This window comes from Kitasatospora sp. MAA19, assembly GCF_029894125.1.
Taxonomy (GTDB): Bacteria; Actinomycetota; Actinomycetes; order Streptomycetales; family Streptomycetaceae; genus Kitasatospora.
Genome location: NZ_JARXYZ010000040.1, coordinates 1 through 18,917, shown reverse-complemented (window position 1 = coordinate 18,917; position 18,917 = coordinate 1). Strand labels below are relative to the sequence as shown.

The following is an 18,917-nucleotide window of genomic DNA, read 5'->3' as shown; positions in this document are numbered from 1 at the left end:
TACCCGTCACCCTCCCTTCGCTGAGTTGCTGTCGCGGATCGGAACCGAGCCCTGCGGAGGCCCGGCCTGCGGCGGTGGGGCCGGCGTCCGGCCGGCGTGCGCGGCGATGCCGGGCGCGACGGAGCCGCCGCCCGCGCCCCCGCCGCCACCACTCGCACCGACCGGACCGCGGTCGCCGTGGGTGGTGATGCCCTGCTTCATCAGGTTCGCGGTGCCGTTGATCATCGCCGAACCGGCCGACACCGCGCTCGCCCGGGCGCTGCGCATGTTCAGCAGCTCGTCGCCGAAGCCCGGCACGAAGCGGTACACGGCGGCGCTCGCGAAGATCGACAGGAACAGGATCGCCAGACCGGACAGCACCCGCGCGAAGTCGTCGGTGGCCCCGGCGCCGGTCGCCACCGCGCCCGCCAGGCCCAGGATGACCACGATGATCGGCTTCGCCAGGTCCACCGCCACCATCACCCCCGCCCACCGGCGCACGTGCTTCCACAGCTGCTTGTCCACCAACCCCGCGTACACCGCCGTACCCAGCAGCGCGCCCACGTAGAGCATCGCCGCCCGGATCAGCAGCTCGATCCAGAGCACCGCCGCCGCCAGCACCGCCACCAGCGACACGATGATCAGGATCAGCGGGCCGCCGCCCATGTCCCCCTTCTCCAGGGTGTCGGCGAACCCGCCCAGGTACGTCCCGGTGTCGGACTTCGTCCCCACCGCGATCGCCTTGGTCAGCCCGTCCGTCACGCTCACCACGGTGTAGAGGATCAGCGGCGTGAACGCGGACGCCACGACGGTCAGCCACAGGAAGCCGATCGCCTCCGTGAACGCCGTCGTCAACGGCGCCCCCCGCACCGCCCGCTTCGTCACCGCCAGCAGCCACAGCACCAGCGTGATCACCGTCGACACGGCGAACACCACCGCGTACTGCTGCAGGAACGACACGTTGGTGAAGTCCACCTGCGTCGTCCCGTCGATCGCGCTCGACAGCTTCCGCACCACCCAGGCCGCCGCCTGGGCACAGCCCTTGGCCAACGACCCCAGCGGATCGGTCATGCTCCCGATGGTGCCGCCGGGGATGACCGTCGCGCCGTTCGGCGCACAACCGGCGTCGCTGCCGGGGATCGGCAGATCGACCTTCTGGCACGTGGGAGTGGCGGATGGCGTCGGCGACGGCTCGGCGAACACCCGCTGGGCCGCCAGCAGCGCCGCGACCTGCAGGCCGACGAGCGCGCCCGCCAGTGTGCCCGCTCGGCGTGCGGTGGAACGGTGCGAGGTCTGGTCAACGGGCATAGCGGAACCCCCCGAACTGCTGGACGGCGCCGGTGATCTCGTCGGCGGTGGCGGCCTGCTGGTCACCCGGCATCGGTGCGGGCCCCTGCTTGCTGGTGAAGTCGGTGAGCTTCCAGTCGCTGCCCGTCCAGTGGAGCGAGAGCGTGAGGGTGAACCAGGTCGTCGTCACGGGCTGGACGGAGTGTTCGCCGGCGAGGCCGGTGAGGCCGGTGGACCAGACCTCGACCTTGGTGTCGGCGTCGCTGTAGCCGGTCGACCTGGTACCGACCGGGACGGTACGGCTGACGAAGGTGAGGCCCTTGGGGGCGCGGCCCTGGGCGTCGAGGCCGTAACGGGAGGCGGTGTCGCCGCCGAACCCCTGGTCCAGCCGGCTCTGCAGCGCCGGGGCCGCGGCCGGGTCCGCGATGGTGGAGACGATGGTGTGCCGGCTGTCGGTGCGGAACATGTCCGCGGAGCCGATCGCCACCGCGTAGTTGGCGGCGGCGGACTGGGCGCCCTGGTCGGTGTGCGGGTAGCCGGACCCGATGCCGTTGGTGGTGGTGCCGACGGGCTGGTCGCCGCTGGGGGCGGGGCCGGCGCCGGTCGGCGCGGTCGGGGCGGCGCGGTCGGCGGAGGTACCGGTGCTGCCGGGGTCGGCCTTGCCGCGGTTGGCGATGGAGATGGCCACGACGAGCAGGGTGACGACGACGAGGACCGTCAGCAGGGTGCGGAGCGGGCGCGACTGACGCTGGGTCGGCTGGGAGGAGGGCTGTTCGCCGACCGGCAGCCGCGTGCGGGTGTGCGGCTGGTCGTCGGACAACGGCACGGCGGCCCTCCTGGTGCGGGGAGCCGGGGCGGCTCCGGGGGCCCTCCGCCCGTGGGCGGGCGCGGACGGAGGGTGGGAACGGGGGTGGACTGCTGGCGGGCGGGCTCGGGGCGGTCCGGGACGGGGACCCGATCTCGGGCCCGCCGGCCTACTGCTGTCCGATCGTCAGACCGCCATGCCGTAGACAATGGTGAACAGAGTGCCGAGCGATCCAATGATGAACACGCCGGTCAGGCCGGCGACGATCAGCCCCTTGCCCTGCTCGGCGCCGAAGCTGTCGCGCATCGCGGTCGCACCGATCCGCTGTTTGGCCGCCCCCCAGACGGCGATGCCGAGGCAGATGAGGATGGCGACGGCCATGACGACCTCGACCATCACCCGGGCCTCCGAGCCGAGGCTCGCGAACGGACCCCAGTCCGGGGCGATCCCGCCGATGATGGTGTCGATATTCGGCTTCTTTGGAGGGTCCTCGGCCAGGTGGCCGATCGCGTTCGTGTGCACGCTGCTCAGGTTCATTTCCATCTCACCGCCCGATCAGGCAAATTCAAGGGCCCTGACCCCGCCCGCGCGAAGGGTCGGTACCTATTCTTGGCCAGATCTGATGTCGACTTGGCTACTTCTCGCGGATTGGTCGTGAGGACTCGGCCACGTACGCGAGGATGTCCACCGTACGAAGGATAGCGCTCACTCTTTGTATCTCTGATGATTGCGGTGAGCAACGCCTTCCGGAACACTTCGACTGACGATTCGTCGGGATGGTGCTGATGGTACTCCGGAAGGCCGGTACGGCCGCCGCCGCTGCGGGAGTTGTGACGTTCGGATTCCTCGGTCTGGTGTCAGTGGGGACGTTTGCGGCGAGTGGGGCGCCGCAGCAGTCCGCGAATCGCGTGGCGCTCTCACCGGGGACGGTCCCGGCGGCCTACCAGGCCCCGATCCAGCAGTGGGGAACGCTCTGCCCGGAGATCTCCCCGCCGATGCTCGCGGCGCAGCTGTACCAGGAAAGCGGTTTCGATCCGAAGGCCCAATCCGGCGTCGGGGCCCAGGGAATGGCGCAGTTCATGCCCGACACCTGGGCGGCGTACGGCACGGACGCCAATGGGGACGGCAAGAAGGACGTCTGGGACCCGCTGGACGCGATCGCCTCGGCGGCGACCTTCGACTGCGCGCTCGCGAAGGACGTCGCCAAGGTCCCGGGCGACCGGCAGGCCAACGTGCTGGCCGCCTACAACGCCGGCCCGTACGCGGTGACCAAGTACAGCGGGGTGCCGCCGTACAAGGAGACCCAGGGGTATGTGAGGAACATTCAGGCGATGGCCCGCAGCTTCACCGCGCCCACGGCGCCGGTGGAGGTGTCCGGGCAGTCGGCCGGGGCGATCTACTTCGCGCAGAGCAAGCTGGGGACGCCGTACCTGTGGGGCGGGGACGGACTGGCCTGGCAGAACGGCCGGTTCGACTGCTCGGGCCTGACCGTGGCCGCGTTCGCCAGCGTGGGCATCACCCTGCCCCGGGTGGCGAACGACCAGTGGTACGCCGGGCCGCACCCGTCGCGCGACCAGCTGCGGCCGGGCGACCTGGTGTTCTGGGCGACGGACCTGAACGATCCGCGCAGCATCCACCACGTCGGGATCTACGTCGGCGGCGGGTACATGATCAACGCGCCGCACACCGGCGCGGTGATCCGCTACGACAAGATCGACACCAAGGAGTACATCGGCGCGACCCGGGTCACCTCGGACGGCGCCCAGGCGCTGCCGAACCGCAACGCGGACGGCTCCGTCAGCGCCCCGAGCCGCCCAGGCACGACGGCACCGACCACCCCGGCGGACCCGAACACCCTCGCGGCCCCGAACCCTCCCGCCACTGCCCCGGCGACCGCCGCCGCCCCACCCACGGCCGCCGCGCCGCCCGCCCCGGCCGGTCCTGGCCCCGCCGGGACGGGTCAGCCGGCGGCCAAGGGCTGAGCCGCCCGAAGCCCGAGGTGTGAGTGCCCTGTGGACGCTGAGTCAAGTTTCCATAACCGCGCGTTTCCGTGGAACGCTGTGCCCCGGCGATGACGTTGGTCCCGATGGCCCACCGTCAGATTCCCGCGCCGGGAGGGGCCCGGCCGGAACGAACAGGTGCAGCGGACCAGAAGGAGGTGCGGCGTGTCGACGCCGCTTGCCGACACGACCAATCCCGACCTCGGCCTGCTCTACGCCGTCAACGGCCTGGCCAAGCGCTCCCCGCAGTGGCTGGACCACCTCGTCTCGTGGATCGGCGAGTACGGCATCCTGATCGGCCTGGCGATGCTCGGCCTGGTGGCCTGGCTGCAGGCCAGACGCCGGCCGGACGCGCCGGTGGCCGTCGCCGGGCTGCTCTGGGTGCCGCTCTCGGTCGCCATCGCCGAGCTGGCCAACCTGCCGATCGCCGCGATCGTGAACCGCCCGCGCCCGTTCGTCGACCACAGCGGGCTGCTGGTGCTGGTGGACGGCAAGGCCGGCACCCACTCCTTCGTCAGCGACCACTCGACCATGACGATGGGCGTGGCGGTGGCGCTGTTCCTGGTGAACCGGCGGCTCGGCTGGATCGCCGGGGGACTGGCCCTGCTGCAGGGCTTCTGCCGGATGTTCATGGGCGTCCACTACCCGACCGACGTGATCGGCGGCTTCGCGCTCGCCGCCGCGGTCGTCCTGCTGCTGGCGCCGATCGCGATGGCGGTGCTGGTCCCGCTCTGCCACGCGCTGAGCCGGACCGCCGTCGCCCCGCTGATCCGGGCGCCGGAGCGCGGCGGCGCCGGCCCGCGCGGCCGACGCCGCGGGCGTGAGCGGCGGGCGGTGCGCTCCGAGGAGCAGCCGCCGGAGTCCGATCTGGCGGCGTGAGTCGCACGGCTACCCCGGCCGGTCTCCGCCCTCGGCGAGGACGAGGTGGTCGTCCGCCTCCCTCCGGGCCAGGTCGCGCGAGCGGCGGGCCGGTGAGTACCAGCCACAGCTACAGGTCGCGAAGGCGAAGGAACCGCGCTCGCTGATCGCGACACGGTGCTCGGGCATCCGGACGGTGCCGGGGGAGGCCGGCAGCTCACTGTGCACGTGGTTCACCGTAGCGCGCCGGACGCCCGGCGTGCGAAGCCGTCCGTGGGCCCCGTTCCGCGTAACCCTTCGCGCCTCAACTCGTTTGCCCGGAAAGAGCTCTGCCCACCTGGTGGTGTCGGCAGGGCAGTCGGGCCCGAGGGGGTTGTCGCGAGGATGAAGATGACCGACCAGCAGCGCACCGGGCGGCCGGAGCGCCGTCCGATGCCGCACCTGCGTTCGGCGGCCGGGGCCGCCCTGCTCGCCGCCGCCCTGGCGGGCCTGTCCGCCGGCTGCGCGGCCGGCTCCGGCGGCGGCTCCTCGGACCAGCGGTCGGGAGCCCCCGACCAGCTCGCCGCCGACCCGCTGACGGCGGTGCGCAACGCCGCCGACATCACCGGCCGCACCGGCTCCGCGCACACCGCCACCGAGCTGGTCACCGAGTCGTCCGAGAAGAAGGCCGCCTTCACCGGGACGGGCGGCTACGACTACGTGAAGCGGATCGGCCGGCTGGAGGTCCAGGTGCCCCCGGGCGCGGCGACCACCGGGAAGATCGTCGAGGTGGTCCTGCCGGGCACCGTCTACCTGCAGAACAGCGGCGCCAAGGTGCCCGAGGGCAAGTGGGTCAAGCTGGACGTGCGTCAGCTGCCGGACGGCAACCTGGTCAGCGGCGGCGCCACCGATCCGGCCACCGCGGCGGGCGCGCTGCGCGGGGCGCAGAAGGCGGACGCGGTCGGCACCGAGACCGTCGACGGGGTACCGCTGCACCACTACCGCGGCACCCTGGACCTGGCCAAGGCGGCCGACGCGACCGGTGGCCGGGGCGGGGACGGCCTGCGGGTGGGGGCCCAGACCTTCACCGCGAAGGAGGTCCCGTACGACGCCTGGCTGGACGACCAGGGCCGGCTGCACAAGGTGGTCGAGGTGTTCACCTTCGCCGGGGTGGCCGGCTCGAAGGAGGCCAAGGACCAGGTGAAGGTGACGTCGACCACCTCACTGACGGACTTCGGCAAGCCGGTGGAGGCGGCCGAGCCGCCGGCCTCGGACATCTACGCGATGAAGCCCACGGAGAGCCCCAAGTAGGCCGCCGGGGCAGGGCTCCGGCGCCGGGGCGAAACGGGGCGCCGCCGGAGCGGGTGGCCTCCCGGGGAGCGGCGGTCACCCGTTTCGGCGGCGCCGAGATGGCCCGTCCGTGCCATGTGGACGGGCCCCGAAGTGCCTAGGCTGGACGTCGGGTGGCTGCCGCCCGGGCTGGCGAGGCGCTGAAGGGGTGGTGCAGGTGGTGTCGTCCACGGGTGGCCGCAGCGGCGGCCACGACGACGCGGCCCTCGACGAGATCGAGCTGGCCGGCGAGCTGATGATCGCCGCGACGGCCAGCACCGGCGACCGGCTGCCGACCGAGCGGATCGACGAGGTCCTGCTCGACCGGGCCGAACCGGGGCAGGCCGAGGGGGAGACCGGGCGGGCCGCCGACGACTGAGGCGCGCCCCGGGGCGTGTCTCAGCTGCGCAGCAGTCGGGCGATCGCGGCCGTGGCCTCCGCCACCTTGGCGTCGAGCTCCGCGCCACCCTCCTCGGCGGCGGCCGCGACGCAGTGCCGCAGGTGCTCCTCCAGCAGGGAGAGCGCGAAGGACTGCAGCGCCTTGGTACCGGCCGACACCTGGGTGAGCACGTCGATGCAGTAGACGTCCTCGTCGACCATCCGCTGGAGGCCGCGGATCTGGCCCTCGATCCGGCGCAGCCGCTTGAGGTGGGCGTCCTTCTGCGCGCTGTAGCCGTGCGGGCCGTGGTGCCCGGCGGCCGCGAGGGCGGGGGGCGCGTCGGCGGACGGCTCGGTCCCGTGCACGTGGTCCGGCTCGGTGCGCGCTTGCGTCGTGGTCATCGGCCCGCCTTCGTCTGGATGCCTGGTGGCTGCGTCGGCCACCAGTGTCCAACACCAGGGCCGTCCGTGGTGTTCCGATGGCCGACGCGGCATGTGCCGAAGGGCCTCGGACCGGCCCCCGCGCGGTTGAGCCGTCTGAGCGGCGCCCCCGTCTTCCGCAGGCCCGACGAGGACAATCCGGGCGAGGTTCCGTCAGACTGGGGGCTCCCGTCCGCACATGGGTGTGCGGTCCGGGTCAGCTGGTGCGGCAGCCGAACGGAAGGGGAGGTTCCGCCTCCACCGTCAGCACCCCGTTTGCGTGATTGAGCTTGGTTGCACCTAGCATCGTTCAGTCCCTACCCCGCACATCGGAGATTTCCGTGCGTTTTAGCCTGACCCCGAAGGAGACGAGCTTCTACGACATGTTCGCCGCCGCTGCGGACAACCTCGTCGTCGGTTCGAAACTCCTGCTGGAACTACTGGGATCAGACGTGTCGGCCCGCGCGGAGATCGTCGAGCGCATGCGCGCCGCCGAGCACGCTGGGGACGACACCACCCATGCCGTCTTCCACCAGCTGAACTCGTCCTTCATCACGCCCTTCGACCGTGAGGACATCTACAACCTCGCCTCGTCGCTGGACGACATCATGGACTTCATGGAGGAAGCCGTCGACCTGGTCGTCCTCTACGACATCCAGACGCTGCCGAAGGGGATCGAGCAGCAGATCGAGGTACTGGCACGGGCCGCCGAGCTCACCGCCGAGGCGATGCCGAACCTGCGCAGCATGTCGAACCTCACCGAGTACTGGATCGAGGTCAACCGGCTGGAGAACCAGGCCGACCAGATCCACCGCAAGCTGCTCGCCCACCTGTTCTCCGGCCAGTACGACGCCATCGAGGTGCTCAAGCTCAAGCAGGTCGTGGACGTCCTTGAGGAGGCGGCGGACGCGTTCGAGCACGTCGCCAACACGGTGGAGACCATCGCCGTCAAGGAGTCCTGACCCTCGTGGACATGGCAGCACTCATCGCCGTCGTCGGCGTTGCGTTCTTCTTCACCTACACCAACGGCTTCCACGACTCGGCGAACGCGATCGCCACCTCGGTCTCCACCCGGGCGCTGACCCCCAGGGCCGCACTCGCGATGGCCGCGGTGATGAACCTGGCCGGCGCCTTCCTCGGCAGCGGCGTGGCGCACACCGTCTCCCAGGGGATCATCGAGACCCCCAGCGGCAACCAGGGGATGGCGATCCTGTTCGCCGCCCTGATCGGCGCGATCGCCTGGAACCTGGTCACCTGGTACTTCGGCCTGCCGTCCTCCTCCTCGCACGCGCTGTTCGGCGGCATGGTGGGCGCGGGCCTGGCCGGCGGCATCGAGGTGTTCTGGAACGGGGTCCTCGACAAGATCGTCATTCCGATGATCGTCTCGCCGGTGGTCGGCCTGGTCGGCGGCTTCCTGGTGATGCTGGCGATCCTGTGGATCTTCCGCCGGGCCAACCCGCACCGCGCCAAGCGCAACTTCCGGGTCGCCCAGACCGCCTCGGCCGCCGCGATGGCGCTGGCGCACGGTCTGCAGGACGCGCAGAAGACCATGGGCATCGTGGTGATGGCGCTCACCATCTCCGGCCACCACACCGGTGAGGGCATCCCGGTGTGGGTGAAGATCTCCTGCGCCACCATGCTCTCGCTGGGCACCTACGCGGGCGGCTGGCGGATCATGCGGACGCTCGGCCGCAAGATCATCGAGCTGGACCCGCCGCAGGGCTTCGCGGCCGAGGCCACCGCCGCGACGGTCATGTACGTCACGTCGTTCGTCTTCAAGGCGCCGATCTCCACCACCCACGTGATCACCGCGGCGATCATGGGCGCGGGGGCCACCAAGCGGATCCGCGCGGTGCGCTGGGGCGTCGCGAAGAACATCGTGCTCGGCTGGTTCATCACGATGCCGGCGGCCGCCGTCGTCGCAGCGCTGGTGTACTGGTTCGTCCACCTGTTCTGGGGCTGACCGCCCCCGGACGTGAAACAGGGCCCGCCCCCACATCTCGGGGGCGGGCCCTTCTTCATGCCCCACGGCGGCACCGCCATGCAGCACCGCGGAGCAGTCTGTGTCGCGCCGTTCGCCTCCGGACGCTCCGGTCCGGGGCTCGTGACGGGGCCGGCCTAGCCGAAGCGGCCGGAGATGTAGTCCTCGGTCGCCTGGACCGACGGGTTGGAGAAGATCCGCTGGGTGTCGTCCAGCTCGACCAGCTTGCCCGGCTGGCCGACACCGGCCAGATTGAAGAAGGCGGTGCGGTCGCTGACGCGGGCCGCCTGCTGCATGTTGTGGGTCACGATGACGATGGTGAACTGCGACTTCAGCTCGCCGATCAGGTCCTCGATCGCGAGGGTCGAGATCGGGTCGAGCGCGGAGCAGGGCTCGTCCATCAGCAGGACCTGCGGCTCGACCGCGATGGCGCGGGCGATGCACAGTCGCTGCTGCTGCCCGCCGGAGAGGCCGGCGCCCGGCTTGTTCAGCCGGTCCTTGACCTCGTTCCACAGGTTGGCGCCCTGGAGGGACTTCTCCACCACGCCGTCCAGGAGGGACTTCTTGCGCACACCCGCGAGCTTCAGCCCGGCGACCACGTTGTCGTAGATCGACATGGTCGGGAACGGGTTCGGGCGCTGGAAGACCATGCCGACCGAACGGCGGACGGCGACCGGGTCGACGCTGGCGCCGTACAGGTTCTCGTCGTCCAGGAGCACCTTGCCCTCGACGCGGGCGCCGGGGATCACCTCGTGCATCCGGTTGAGGGTGCGCAGGAAGGTCGACTTGCCGCAGCCGGAGGGGCCGATGAAGGCCGTCACCGAGCGGGGCTCGATGCTCATCGAGATGTCCTCGATGGCCTTGGTGGTGCCGTAGAAGGCGGACAGTCCGCTGACGTCGATGCGCTTGGCCATGATCGTTCTTCTCTCGCCTGCGGCGGAGCCGCTAATGAATTCTGGTTCGTACGTCAGTCGGGCGCTCAGTGTCCGCCCTTGGGCGAGCGCCAGCGTGCGATGCCCCGGGCGATGAGGTTGAGCCCCATCACGAAGGCGATCAGCACCAGCGCGGCGCCCCAGGCGCGGGCGTAGCCGAAGTCGTTGTTGACCATCGAGTACTGCTGCCAGATGTACATCGGCAGGGACTGCTGCGGTCCGTCGAACGGGTTGGTGTTGATGTAGTCGGCACCGAACACCAGCATCATCACCGGGGCGGTCTCGCCCGTGATGCGGGCGACCGAGAGCATCACACCGGTGGTGATGCCGCCGATAGCGGTGGGGATGACGATCCGCAGGATGGTCTTCCACTTCGGCACGCCGAGCGCGTACGAAGCCTCGCGCAGCTCGTTCGGGACGAGCTTGAGCATCTCCTCGGTCGAGCGGACCACGACCGGCATCATCAGGATCGCCAGCGCGAGGCTGCCCGAGAAGCCGGAGTAGTTGAAGCCGAGGACGAGGTTCCAGAGCGAGAGGATGAACAGACCGGCGACGATCGACGGGACACCCGTCATGACGTCGACGAAGAAGGTGACCACCTTGGCGAGCGTGCCGCGGCCGTACTCGACCAGGTAGACGGCGGTCAGCAGACCGATCGGGGCGGCCATCGCGGTGGCCAGGCCGACCTGCTCCAGCGTGCCGATCAGCGCGTGGTAGATGCCGCCGCCGGGGCCGGAGGTGCGGATGCCCTTCATGGAGTGGGTCAGGAAGTTCCCGTCCACCACGCTGGCGCCCTGCTGGACGGTGTAGAAGGTCAGCGCCGCGAGCGGCACCACGGCCAGGATGAAGGCGACCCAGACCACCGAGGTGGCGAGCCGGTCCTTGGCCTGGCGGCGGCCCTCGACCTGGGCCGAGAGCACGTAGCTGATCACCACGAACAGGGCGGCGGAGATCAGGCCCCACTGCAGGTGGCTGGCCAGGCCGCCGATCGCGCCGATCGCGCAGCCGAGCGCGATGGAGCCGCCGGCGACGGCGGCCGGGGCCCACTTGGGCAGCCGGTTCGCGGTGAGCGGACGGTTGACCAGGCGGGTGTCCGCCGGAACCGAGGTCGTAGCAGTGCTCATGCGTTGGCCCCCGAGTACTCCTTGCGGCGGGCGACGATCAGCCGCGCGGCACCGTTCACCAGCAGGGTGATCACGAACAGGACGAGGCCGGAGGCCATCAACGCGTCCCGGCCGAAGGGCTGGGCCTCGTTGAACTTCAGCGCGATGTTCTGCGCGAAGGTGCCGCCGCCCGGGTCGAGCAGGTGCAGCGACAGGACGTTGTTGGACGAGAGCACGATCGCCACCGCGATGGTCTCGCCGAGCGCGCGGCCGAGGCCGAGCATCGAGGCCGAGATGATGCCGGGGCGGCCGAACGGCAGCACCGCGGTGCGGATCATCTCCCAGCGGGTCGCGCCGAGCGCGAGCGCCGCCTCCTCGTGCATCCGCGGCACCTGCCGGAAGACCTCGCGGCTGACCGCGGTGATGATCGGCAGGATCATGATGGCCAGCAGGATGCCGACGGTGAACAGGTTGCGCGGCGTGGTGCCGGCCCGGGACTGGTCGAAGATGTACGTCCAGCCGAGGTAGTCGTTCAGCCAGCTGGTCAGCCCGTCCAGGTGCGGCACCAGGAACAGCGCGCCCCAGAGGCCGTACACGACGCTGGGGACGGCCGCGAGCAGGTCCACCAGGTAGGCGAACGGCTGGGCGATCTTGCGCGGCGCGTAGTGCGAGATGAACAGCGCGATCCCGATGGCCACCGGGACGGCGATCGCCATCGCGATCAACGCGCTGACGATGGTGCCGAACGCGAGGACCGCGATGCCGAAGACCGGCTTCGGGGCGTCCGGCGTCCACTCGAAGGTGGTGAGGAAGTTGCCCTCGTTCTTGCTCAGGGCGATGCCCGAACGCCAGGTCAGGAAGCCCGCGATGGCGGCCATGATGACCAGCAGCAGGATGCCCGACCCACGAGCGGCGTTCATGAAGATCTTGTCGCCGACCCGGCTGTCACGCTTGCGGCGTTCCCTGCCTCGCGGGGCGGCAGGGGAGGATGAAGTCATTGGTCTACTCCGGTCTGGTGGTGCTGCCCCGAGGGGGCGGCACCCTGGCGGCGGTGCCCCGGACGTGCTTTTTCGTCACTGCTTCCCGGTGGGGGCGGCCCCGGCCCCCCTCGTTCACGGGGCCGCCCCACCGGGAGGTCCTACTGGATCAGGCCAGCGTCGGGATGATGGCGTTGACCTTGTCCGTCAGCTCCTTGGGGAGCGGGACGTAGCCCGTGTCGCCGATGGCCTTCTGGCCGGCGTCGCTGGCGGCGTAGGTCAGGAAGGCCTTCACGGTGTCGAGGGTGTCGGCCTTGTTGCCCTTGTCGCAGACGATCTCGTAGGTGACCAGGACCAGCGGGTACGAGCCCTCGTCCTTGGTCGCGTAGTCGAGGGTCAGCGCCAGGTCGCTGCCGGTGCCGGCGACCTTCGCCTTGGCGAAGGTGTTGGCGGCGTTGACGGCGGTGGCCTCGATCGGCTTGGCGGCGCCGGTGTTGATGGCGGCGCTCTTCAGGTTGTTGGTCTGCGCGTAGGAGAGCTCGGCGTAGCTGATCGAGTTCTTGACCTGCTTCACCTGGGCCGAGACACCGGCGGACTCCTTGGCCGACTGGCCACCCTTGCCCGCCCAGGCCTTGGCGGCCGGGTAGCTCCAGGCGCCGCCGGAGGTCTTGGCGAAGTACTTGGTCAGGTTCTCCGTGGTGCCGGAGTCGTCCGAGCGGTGGAAGGCCTGGATGTCGGCGTCCGGCAGCTTGGCGCCCGGGTTCAGGGCGACGATCGCCGGGTCGTTCCACTTGGTGATCTGCGAGTCGAAGATCTTGGCGGCGGTCGGGCCGTCCAGGACCAGGTTGTCGACACCCTCGATGTTGTAGATCAGCGAGATCAGGCCGCCGACCATCGGCAGGTCGATGCCCTGGCCGCCGGTGCAGACCTTCTTGCTGTCCTCGACCTCGGCCGGCTTCAGGGCCGAGTCCGAACCCGCGAACTGGACCTTGCCCTGGTTGAACTGCTGGACACCCGTGCCGGAGCCGCCGCCACCGTAGTTGATCGTGCTGCCGGAGCAGGCGGCGCCGAAGTTGGTCTTCCAGACGTCCATCGCGTTGCCCTGGGCGGTGGAGCCCGAGGCGAGCAGCGTGCCCGACTTGCCACAGTTGATCGCCGCGGCCGACGAGCCGCCGCTGGAGCCACCGGACGCCTTGGTGTCGTTGTTGTTGTCCGAGCCGCAGGCGGCGAGCGACAGCGAGCTGACGAGCGCCATGGCACCGATGGCGAGGGCCTTGGAGCGGCCGTTCCGCTGGAGCTTCACTGGGGTGTCCCTTTCTGTGGCATTGCCCGGCGCGCGGGCCGTACGAGGACGGCGGAGCGCGGGTTTTGCTGTGGTCCGGGGCCCGTTCGGCCCTCCGGTAAACCCGAAGTTAGGCCGGGTAGGTGACACGACAGCCGGTCGCAAGTGAACGGAGAGTGAACCTCGAACGGATGACAGGAAACTACGTCAGGTAGTAACGGTTGCGTCACGGCAAGGGCGCGACGTGATCACTTCCACCGTCCCTTCGCCGATGGCAGGTCGTCCGCCCGTACGGGCTTCGCACCCAGCATCACCAGCAGGGCGTCGACCAGCAACCGGTCGCGGTCGTGCGTCAGCCGGGCGCGGGCCTTTCCGGCGGGCAACCACTCCAACCGGTCCACCTCGCGGTTCGGCCGGAACGCCCCGCTCGACGGCACCGCCGCCCAGTAGCGCACCTCCTTCGGCCGGCCCTGCGCCAGGTAGTGCTGGGTCGGCAGCTCCGGACCGAGCAGGCAGGAGAACCCGGTCTCCTCGTGCACCTCGCGCAGCGCCGCCGCGACCACGCCCTCCCCCGGATCGAGCTTGCCCTTCGGCAGGCTCCAGTCGTCGTACTTGGGCCGGTGGATCACCGCGATCCGCGGCCGCCCCAGTCGGCCGCTCTTCTTCGGCCGGCCCGGCAGCCACAGCACCGCGCCGGCCGCCAGGACCACCGGGGCGCGCCCCGCCCCGGTCGCGGTTGCCCCCACTCCCGGCCCGGTGCTCAGACGATCGCGCAACTCAGGCCGTCCGTGGTGCGGGGGAATGCCCCCAGCCCTCGGCAGGGGGGAGGTCCAGCCAGCCGTCCAGGCCGGGCGGGAGGTCTGGCCACCGGTGGCCGAAGGCGTACCGCGCCGCCTCCACCTCCAGTCGCTGATCAGCGTGCACCACGCCCAGCACGTACGCGGTCGCCGGGGTGATCCGCGGAGTCCGCGCCGCGGTGGCCACCGTGACCGCGGCGTCCGCCGCCTCCTGGTGCCGGCCCAGCACCCCGTCCAGCTCGTCCAGCTCGGCGGAGGTACGGCCGCAGACCTCCAGCGCGTACCGGGCCCGCTTCACCAGGATCCGCATCCGGGCCCACGGCGCGTCGTCGGCCGCCAGCGCCGCGTCCGCGTCCACCGCGCCGCGCGCCGCCGGGACGACGCCCAGCCGGCGCAGCCCGTCCCCGCCATACGGGGTGGCGGCCCGCCGCAGCGGCAGCTGCTGGGCGCTCGCGGACAGCACCGCGACCGCGGCGGCCGCCTGCGGCAGCAGCACCGCCGGCGCCCGGCCGCCCGCCGCCTCCAGCAGCGGCGCCTCGCCGACCAGCAGCGTCATCCGGTCCGCCAGCGCGTGCAGCCGGGCCGACCGGAGCTCCTGGAGCACCGAGGAGTGCGCCCTGGTCCGGGCCAGGGTCAGCTGCCGGTCCAGCAGCGCCCGCGCCTTGGGCGCCCCGGCGTGCCCGGCCAGCATGCCCGCCCCGTCCGGGTCGCTGCCGCTCAGCGAGTCCAGCGCGCCCAGCAGCCGGGCCGAGCGGCGGACGTACCCGGGCTCCAGCGCCAACAGGTTGAGCAGCCAGCGCAGTTCGGTGCGCGACTCCTGCGCCCAGGCCTGCTCGAAGACGGAACCGAAGGTGTGCAGCAGCCCGCCGATCCGCCGGACCGTCCGCAGCAGGTCGGCGGTACCGGCCGCCGGAACGACCGCGGCCGTCCCCGGTCTGGCGCCGACCTCGCCCACCGCCAGCGGCAGGGCACGAAGGAACGCGCCGGCCTGGGCGGTGAGATGGCTGGAGAGGATGTCCCCGGCGGTCGCTGTGGCAGCCGCCTGGGCCGTCATCGGCGCATCGGTCATGGCGTGGTAGATCCCCGTTCCCCCGGGTTCGTCCCCCCGGGGCTGGTGGCCGACCGCTGGAACCGGTCCCCTGCGGTTCCAGCGGCTCGCATCAGTGGTCGTGTCAGCGCGAGGTGGCGGCCCGGCGGCGCTGGCGCGAGTCGATCAGCAGATCCTGGACGTGCCGCAACGGCCTGCCCTCGGCGTCCTGCGGGTGGCGGGCCCACGCACCGTCCGGCCCCAGGTGCCAGGACTCGCTCTCGTCCGACATCCCGAGGTCGATCAGCCCGGACAGCTCGGCCCGGTGCGCCGGATCGGTGATCCGCAGCAGCGCCTCTATCCGGCGGTCCAGGTTGCGGTGCATCATGTCGGCGCTGCCGATCCAGACCTCCGGATCGCCGTTGTTGCCGAACACGAAGATCCGGGAGTGCTCCAGGAAGCGGCCCAGGATGCTGCGGACCCGGATGTTCTCGCTCAGCCCCGGCACACCCGGCCGGATCGCGCAGATCCCGCGCACCCAGACGTCCACCGGCACGCCGGCCTGCGACGCCCGGTACAGCGCGTCGATCACGGCCTCGTCGACGATCGAGTTGACCTTGAGCTTCACGTACGCCGGCCGGCCGGCCCGGTGGTGGGCGATCTCGTTGTGGATCCGGGAGATCAGCCCGTCGCGCAGACCGCGCGGGGCGGTCAGCAGGCGGCGGTAGGACTCGCGGCGCGAGTAACCGGACAGCCGGTTGAACAGGTCCGAGAGGTCGGCCCCGACCTGCGGGTCCGAGGTCAGCAGCCCCAGGTCCTCGTACAGCCGGGCGGTCTTCGGGTGGTAGTTGCCGGTGCCCACGTGCGAGTAGCGGCGCAGGGTGTCGCCCTCCTGGCGGACCACCAGCGACAGCTTGCAGTGCGTCTTCAGCCCGACCAGGCCGTAGACCACGTGGCAGCCGGCCTCCTCCAGCTTGCGGGCCCACTTGATGTTGGCCTGCTCGTCGAAGCGCGCCTTGATCTCCACCAGGACCAGCACCTGCTTGCCCGACTCCGCCGCGTCGATCAGCGCGTCCACGATCGGCGAGTCGCCCGAGGTGCGGTACAGCGTCTGCTTGATCGCCAGGACGTCCGGGTCGGCGGCGGCCTGTTCCAGGAAGGCCTGCACCGAGGTGGAGAAGCTGTCGTACGGGTGGTGCAGCAGGACGTCCCGCTCGCGCATCGCGGCGAAGATGTCCGGCTGGGACGCCGACTCGACGTCGGTCAGCCCGCGGGCGGTGCCGGCCACGAACTTCGGGTACTTCAGCTCCGGGCGGTCCAGCTCGGCGATCCCGAACAGGCCGGTCAGGTCGAGCGGCCCGGGCAGCGGGAAGACCTCCGCCTCGGTGATGTTCAGCTCCCGCACCAGCAGGTCCAGGATGTAGGGGTCGATCGACTCCTCGACCTCCAGCCGCACCGGCGGGCCGAAGCGCCGCCGCATCAGCTCCTTCTCCAGGGCCTTGAGGATGTTCTCGGTGTCGTCCTCCTCCACCTCCAGGTCCTCGTTGCGGGTCACCCGGAAGGCGTGGTGGGCGAGCACCTCCATGCCCGGGAACAGCTCCTCCAGGTGCGCGCCCATCACGTCCTCCAGCGGGACGTAACGCTGCGGCGAGGCCTCCAGGAAGCGGGCCAGCGACTGCGGCACCTTCACCCGGGCGAAGTGCTTGTGGCCCGACACCGGGTTGCGCACCACGACGGCCAGGTTGAGCGAGAGTCCCGATATGTACGGGAAGGGGTGCGCCGGGTCGACCGCCAGCGGGGTGAGGACCGGGAAGATCTTCTGCCGGAACAGGGTGTGCAGCCGGGCCTGCTCCTTCTCGGCCAGCTCCGGCCAGCGGACCACCTCGATGCCCTCGGTCGCGAGGTCCGGCAGCACCTCCTGCTGGAAGGCGGCGGCGTGCCGCGCCATCAGCTCGCGCGAGCGGGTCCAGATCAGGTCCAGCACCTCGCGCGGCTGCAGGCCGGACGCGCTGCGCTGGGCGACGCCCGTGGCAATCCGGCGCTTCAGGCCGGCTACCCGGACCATGAAGAACTCGTCCAGGTTGCTCGCGAAGATCGCGAGGAACTTGGCCCGCTCCAGCAGCGGGATGCCCGAGTCCTCGGCCAGCTCCAGGACCCGCTCGTTGAAGGCGAGCCAACTGCGCTCGCGATCGAGGAAGCGGCCCTGCGGCAGCGCGTCGAACTCCTGCTCGTCCTCGGCCGGCAGCTCTGGCGGTATCCCCAGCGCACTGGACATCCGGGCCGGCGGGGAAAGCGGGGCAGAGACGGGGCGGGGGATGCTCATGGGCTCCAGCTCCTCCAGCAGCAGGACGGCGTCCGGACGCGAATGGCTCTGCGAGCCGTCGTCCTCGCCCAGGACCAGCGCCCACCCGCCGGGCGCGGTCCTTACAGGGTCGACCGGCACGTGGCGGTCGACTCTGCACGAGCGAGACACTACGGACTTCATCCTGTGATCTTCGCGGCAGCAATTGAATCCACGGTAAACACCGCATGGCCAGGAGGAAAGCTGAGTCGGTCGGGGCAAGGGACGGGGCCGTCCGACCCCTTGCCCCGGACCACCCGGTGCGGCTAAGCCGTCCGGTCCGTTCGGCCCGTTCGGCCTGTCCGACTCGTCTAGCCCGCTTGGCCCGTCCAGCCCGCTTGGCCCGGCCGGCCTTCGCGGTACTGGACTCGGTACATGAGGTCCACCTCGTGGATGGTGAACCCCAGTCGTTCATATACCCGCACAGCGGCCGGATTGTCGGCGTCGACGTAGAGCAGGACCGTCTCCAGTCCGCGCTCGCCCGCGTCCGAACCGGTCAGATGGCGCAGACCCGCGGCGGTCAGCGCGCGGCCGAGGCCGCTGCCCTGCTCCGCCGGGTCCACCCCGACGACGTACACCTCTCCGAGGGCCGGCTGGGTGGCGTCGGCCGGGTGCACCTTGGTCCAGTGGAAACCGACCACCTTGCCGTTCCGGGTGGCGAGGAAGAAGCCGGCCGGGTCGAACCACGGCTCCGCCAGCCGTTCGGCCAGGTCACGCTCCGTCCAGGCGCCCTGCTCCGGGTGGTGGGCGAAGGCCAGCGCGTTCAGCCGCAGCCACTCGGCGTCGTCCTCGCCGGGACGGAAGGTGCGGAGCTCGACGCCCTCCGGGACGGCGACGGCCTCGGTCTGCGGCCCGGTGCGACGCATCTGCCGCAGCTCGCGGACCAGCTCGGCACCGTACCGCCCGGCCAGGTGCCGGGCCGCCGGGTGACCGCCGTGTACCCAGAAGTCCACCGCATCGCGGCCCGCCCGGTGGGCCTCCGCGAGCACCGCGTCCACCAGCGGCCGGGCCAGGCCGCGCCCGCGGGCGGCCGGGTCGACCACCAGCTCGACGGCGGGGTTGGCGGACGGCGCCTCCGGGACTTCGAGCTGGCCGTAGCCGACGACGGAGGCGCCGGCCTGCTCGCTCTCGATGAGATGGCTGACACCCGGGCGCGACGTCTCCGAGGAACGCAGCCGGAGCCGGCCCTGCTCGGACACGGCAGCCCGACCGTCCACCGCCTGGGCATCCGCCAGAACGCGCAGGGCGCCGTCGCGCTGCTCGGGGCGGAGCACACTGTTCGCAATGACCGCTGTCTGATCGTCCATGCCCCGACGATACGTCACCGGAAATGCGAAAAACCCCCACCCGGTTTCCCGGATGGGGGTTCTTCTGAATGATTGTTCGGCGGCGTCCTACTCTCCCACAGGGTCCCCCCTGCAGTACCATCGGCGCTGTAAGGC

Annotated in this window: 19 protein-coding genes; 6 read left to right on the top strand and 13 right to left on the bottom strand. The window is 71.1% G+C overall.

The genetic code is table 11. The features are described 5' to 3' along the window. Nucleotides 1–6: 6 nt before the first annotated feature. From P3T27_RS35545 to P3T27_RS35535, 3 genes are all read right to left on the bottom strand, one after another. Nucleotides 7–1,287, bottom strand: coding sequence for a hypothetical protein (locus P3T27_RS35545; protein ID WP_280685433.1), 1,281 nt, complete (start codon nt 1,285–1,287; stop codon nt 7–9). Further along, nucleotides 1,277–2,092: a hypothetical protein gene (locus P3T27_RS35540; protein WP_280685432.1), complete on the bottom strand. Its 816-nt coding sequence runs from the start codon at nt 2,090–2,092 to the stop codon at nt 1,277–1,279. Before P3T27_RS35540 ends, P3T27_RS35545 begins: the two co-directional genes overlap by 11 nt. Nucleotides 2,093–2,257: 165 nt before the next feature. Next, nucleotides 2,258–2,608, bottom strand: a complete 351-nt coding sequence (locus P3T27_RS35535; protein WP_280685431.1) for a hypothetical protein — start codon at nt 2,606–2,608, stop codon at nt 2,258–2,260. Between the two features lie 248 nt (nt 2,609–2,856). Between P3T27_RS35535 and P3T27_RS35530 the strand changes: the two genes are divergently transcribed. Next, nucleotides 2,857–4,053 carry a bifunctional lytic transglycosylase/C40 family peptidase gene (locus P3T27_RS35530; protein ID WP_280685484.1) on the top strand — a complete coding sequence of 399 codons (1,197 nt, stop codon included), beginning with the start codon at nt 2,857–2,859 and terminating at the stop codon, nt 4,051–4,053. Between the two features lie 183 nt (nt 4,054–4,236). Beyond that, a complete protein-coding gene (locus P3T27_RS35525) occupies nt 4,237–4,950 on the top strand; it encodes a phosphatase PAP2 family protein (protein ID WP_280685430.1) in 714 nt (237 codons plus the stop codon). Nucleotides 4,951–4,959: 9 nt separating this feature from the next. On the opposite strand, the gene P3T27_RS35520 is transcribed toward P3T27_RS35525, so the two are convergent. Then, complete coding sequence (locus tag P3T27_RS35520) at nt 4,960–5,157, bottom strand: hypothetical protein (RefSeq protein ID WP_280685429.1); 198 nt, start codon at nt 5,155–5,157, stop codon at nt 4,960–4,962. A gap of 162 nt (nt 5,158–5,319) precedes the next feature. Between P3T27_RS35520 and P3T27_RS35515 the strand changes: the two genes are divergently transcribed. Next, a complete protein-coding gene (locus P3T27_RS35515) occupies nt 5,320–6,219 on the top strand; it encodes a hypothetical protein (RefSeq protein ID WP_280685428.1) in 900 nt (299 codons plus the stop codon). Nucleotides 6,220–6,418: 199 nt separating this feature from the next. After that, nucleotides 6,419–6,616 (top strand): hypothetical protein, encoded by a 198-nt coding sequence (locus tag P3T27_RS35510; RefSeq protein WP_280685483.1) that lies wholly within the window; start codon nt 6,419–6,421, stop codon nt 6,614–6,616. Nucleotides 6,617–6,636: 20 nt separating this feature from the next. Here the strand turns inward: P3T27_RS35510 and P3T27_RS35505 are convergent, their stop codons facing one another. Further along, entirely contained in the window at nt 6,637–7,017 is a 381-nt protein-coding gene (locus P3T27_RS35505; protein WP_280685427.1) for a metal-sensitive transcriptional regulator, read from the bottom strand. A 359-nt stretch (nt 7,018–7,376) separates the two neighbouring features. Here P3T27_RS35505 and P3T27_RS35500 point away from each other — a divergent pair, with 359 nt between their 5' ends. Then, the gene (locus P3T27_RS35500) at nt 7,377–7,997 is read left to right on the top strand and encodes a DUF47 family protein (protein ID WP_280685426.1); all 621 of its coding nucleotides are present in this window, start codon (nt 7,377–7,379) and stop codon (nt 7,995–7,997) included. Between the two features lie 5 nt (nt 7,998–8,002). Beyond that, complete coding sequence (locus P3T27_RS35495) at nt 8,003–8,998, top strand: inorganic phosphate transporter (RefSeq protein ID WP_280685425.1); 996 nt, start codon at nt 8,003–8,005, stop codon at nt 8,996–8,998. A 155-nt stretch (nt 8,999–9,153) separates the two neighbouring features. On the opposite strand, the gene pstB is transcribed toward P3T27_RS35495, so the two are convergent. The 8 genes from pstB to mshD all read right to left on the bottom strand — a co-directional run bounded on the left by pstB (nt 9,154) and on the right by mshD (nt 18,782). Continuing rightward, nucleotides 9,154–9,930: a phosphate ABC transporter ATP-binding protein PstB gene (gene pstB, locus P3T27_RS35490; RefSeq protein WP_280685424.1), complete on the bottom strand. Its 777-nt coding sequence runs from the start codon at nt 9,928–9,930 to the stop codon at nt 9,154–9,156. Between the two features lie 65 nt (nt 9,931–9,995). Next, nucleotides 9,996–11,072 (bottom strand): phosphate ABC transporter permease PstA, encoded by a 1,077-nt coding sequence (pstA, locus tag P3T27_RS35485; RefSeq protein ID WP_280685423.1) that lies wholly within the window; start codon nt 11,070–11,072, stop codon nt 9,996–9,998. Then, a complete protein-coding gene (pstC, locus tag P3T27_RS35480) occupies nt 11,069–12,049 on the bottom strand; it encodes a phosphate ABC transporter permease subunit PstC (protein WP_280685422.1) in 981 nt (326 codons plus the stop codon). Before pstC ends, pstA begins: the two co-directional genes overlap by 4 nt. A 148-nt stretch (nt 12,050–12,197) precedes the next feature. Continuing rightward, the gene (gene pstS, locus P3T27_RS35475; RefSeq protein WP_280685421.1) at nt 12,198–13,331 is read right to left on the bottom strand and encodes a phosphate ABC transporter substrate-binding protein PstS; all 1,134 of its coding nucleotides are present in this window, start codon (nt 13,329–13,331) and stop codon (nt 12,198–12,200) included. Between the two features lie 227 nt (nt 13,332–13,558). Further along, nucleotides 13,559–13,999: an NUDIX hydrolase gene (locus tag P3T27_RS35470; protein ID WP_280685482.1), complete on the bottom strand. Its 441-nt coding sequence runs from the start codon at nt 13,997–13,999 to the stop codon at nt 13,559–13,561. Between the two features lie 88 nt (nt 14,000–14,087). After that, on the bottom strand, nt 14,088–15,176 hold the full coding sequence (locus P3T27_RS35465) for a CHAD domain-containing protein (protein ID WP_280685420.1): 1,089 nt from the start codon (nt 15,174–15,176) through the stop codon (nt 14,088–14,090). 103 nt (nt 15,177–15,279) lie between these two features. Next, entirely contained in the window at nt 15,280–17,457 is a 2,178-nt protein-coding gene (locus P3T27_RS35460) for an RNA degradosome polyphosphate kinase (protein ID WP_280685481.1), read from the bottom strand. 329 nt (nt 17,458–17,786) lie between these two features. Further along, nucleotides 17,787–18,782, bottom strand: coding sequence for a mycothiol synthase (gene mshD / locus P3T27_RS35455; RefSeq protein ID WP_280685419.1), 996 nt, complete (start codon nt 18,780–18,782; stop codon nt 17,787–17,789). Nucleotides 18,783–18,917: the final 135 nt, after the last annotated feature.

Bases quoted from the DNA above. Each gene is read 5' to 3' on its own strand.
- P3T27_RS35535 (WP_280685431.1), bottom strand. From the start codon at position 2,608: ATGAACCTGAGCAGCGTGCACACGAACGCGATCGGCCACCTGGCCGAG.
- pstA (WP_280685423.1), bottom strand. From the start codon at position 11,072: ATGAGCACTGCTACGACCTCGGTTCCGGCGGACACCCGCCTGGTCAAC.
- P3T27_RS35505 (WP_280685427.1), bottom strand. From the start codon at position 7,017: ATGACCACGACGCAAGCGCGCACCGAGCCGGACCACGTGCACGGGACC.
- P3T27_RS35530 (WP_280685484.1), top strand. From the start codon at position 2,857: ATGGTACTCCGGAAGGCCGGTACGGCCGCCGCCGCTGCGGGAGTTGTG.
- mshD (WP_280685419.1), bottom strand. From the start codon at position 18,782: ATGGACGATCAGACAGCGGTCATTGCGAACAGTGTGCTCCGCCCCGAG.
- pstC (WP_280685422.1), bottom strand. From the start codon at position 12,049: ATGACTTCATCCTCCCCTGCCGCCCCGCGAGGCAGGGAACGCCGCAAG.
- P3T27_RS35515 (WP_280685428.1), top strand. From the start codon at position 5,320: ATGACCGACCAGCAGCGCACCGGGCGGCCGGAGCGCCGTCCGATGCCG.
- P3T27_RS35545 (WP_280685433.1), bottom strand. From the start codon at position 1,287: ATGCCCGTTGACCAGACCTCGCACCGTTCCACCGCACGCCGAGCGGGC.
- P3T27_RS35460 (WP_280685481.1), bottom strand. From the start codon at position 17,457: ATGAGCATCCCCCGCCCCGTCTCTGCCCCGCTTTCCCCGCCGGCCCGG.
- pstB (WP_280685424.1), bottom strand. From the start codon at position 9,930: ATGGCCAAGCGCATCGACGTCAGCGGACTGTCCGCCTTCTACGGCACC.
- P3T27_RS35465 (WP_280685420.1), bottom strand. From the start codon at position 15,176: ATGACCGATGCGCCGATGACGGCCCAGGCGGCTGCCACAGCGACCGCC.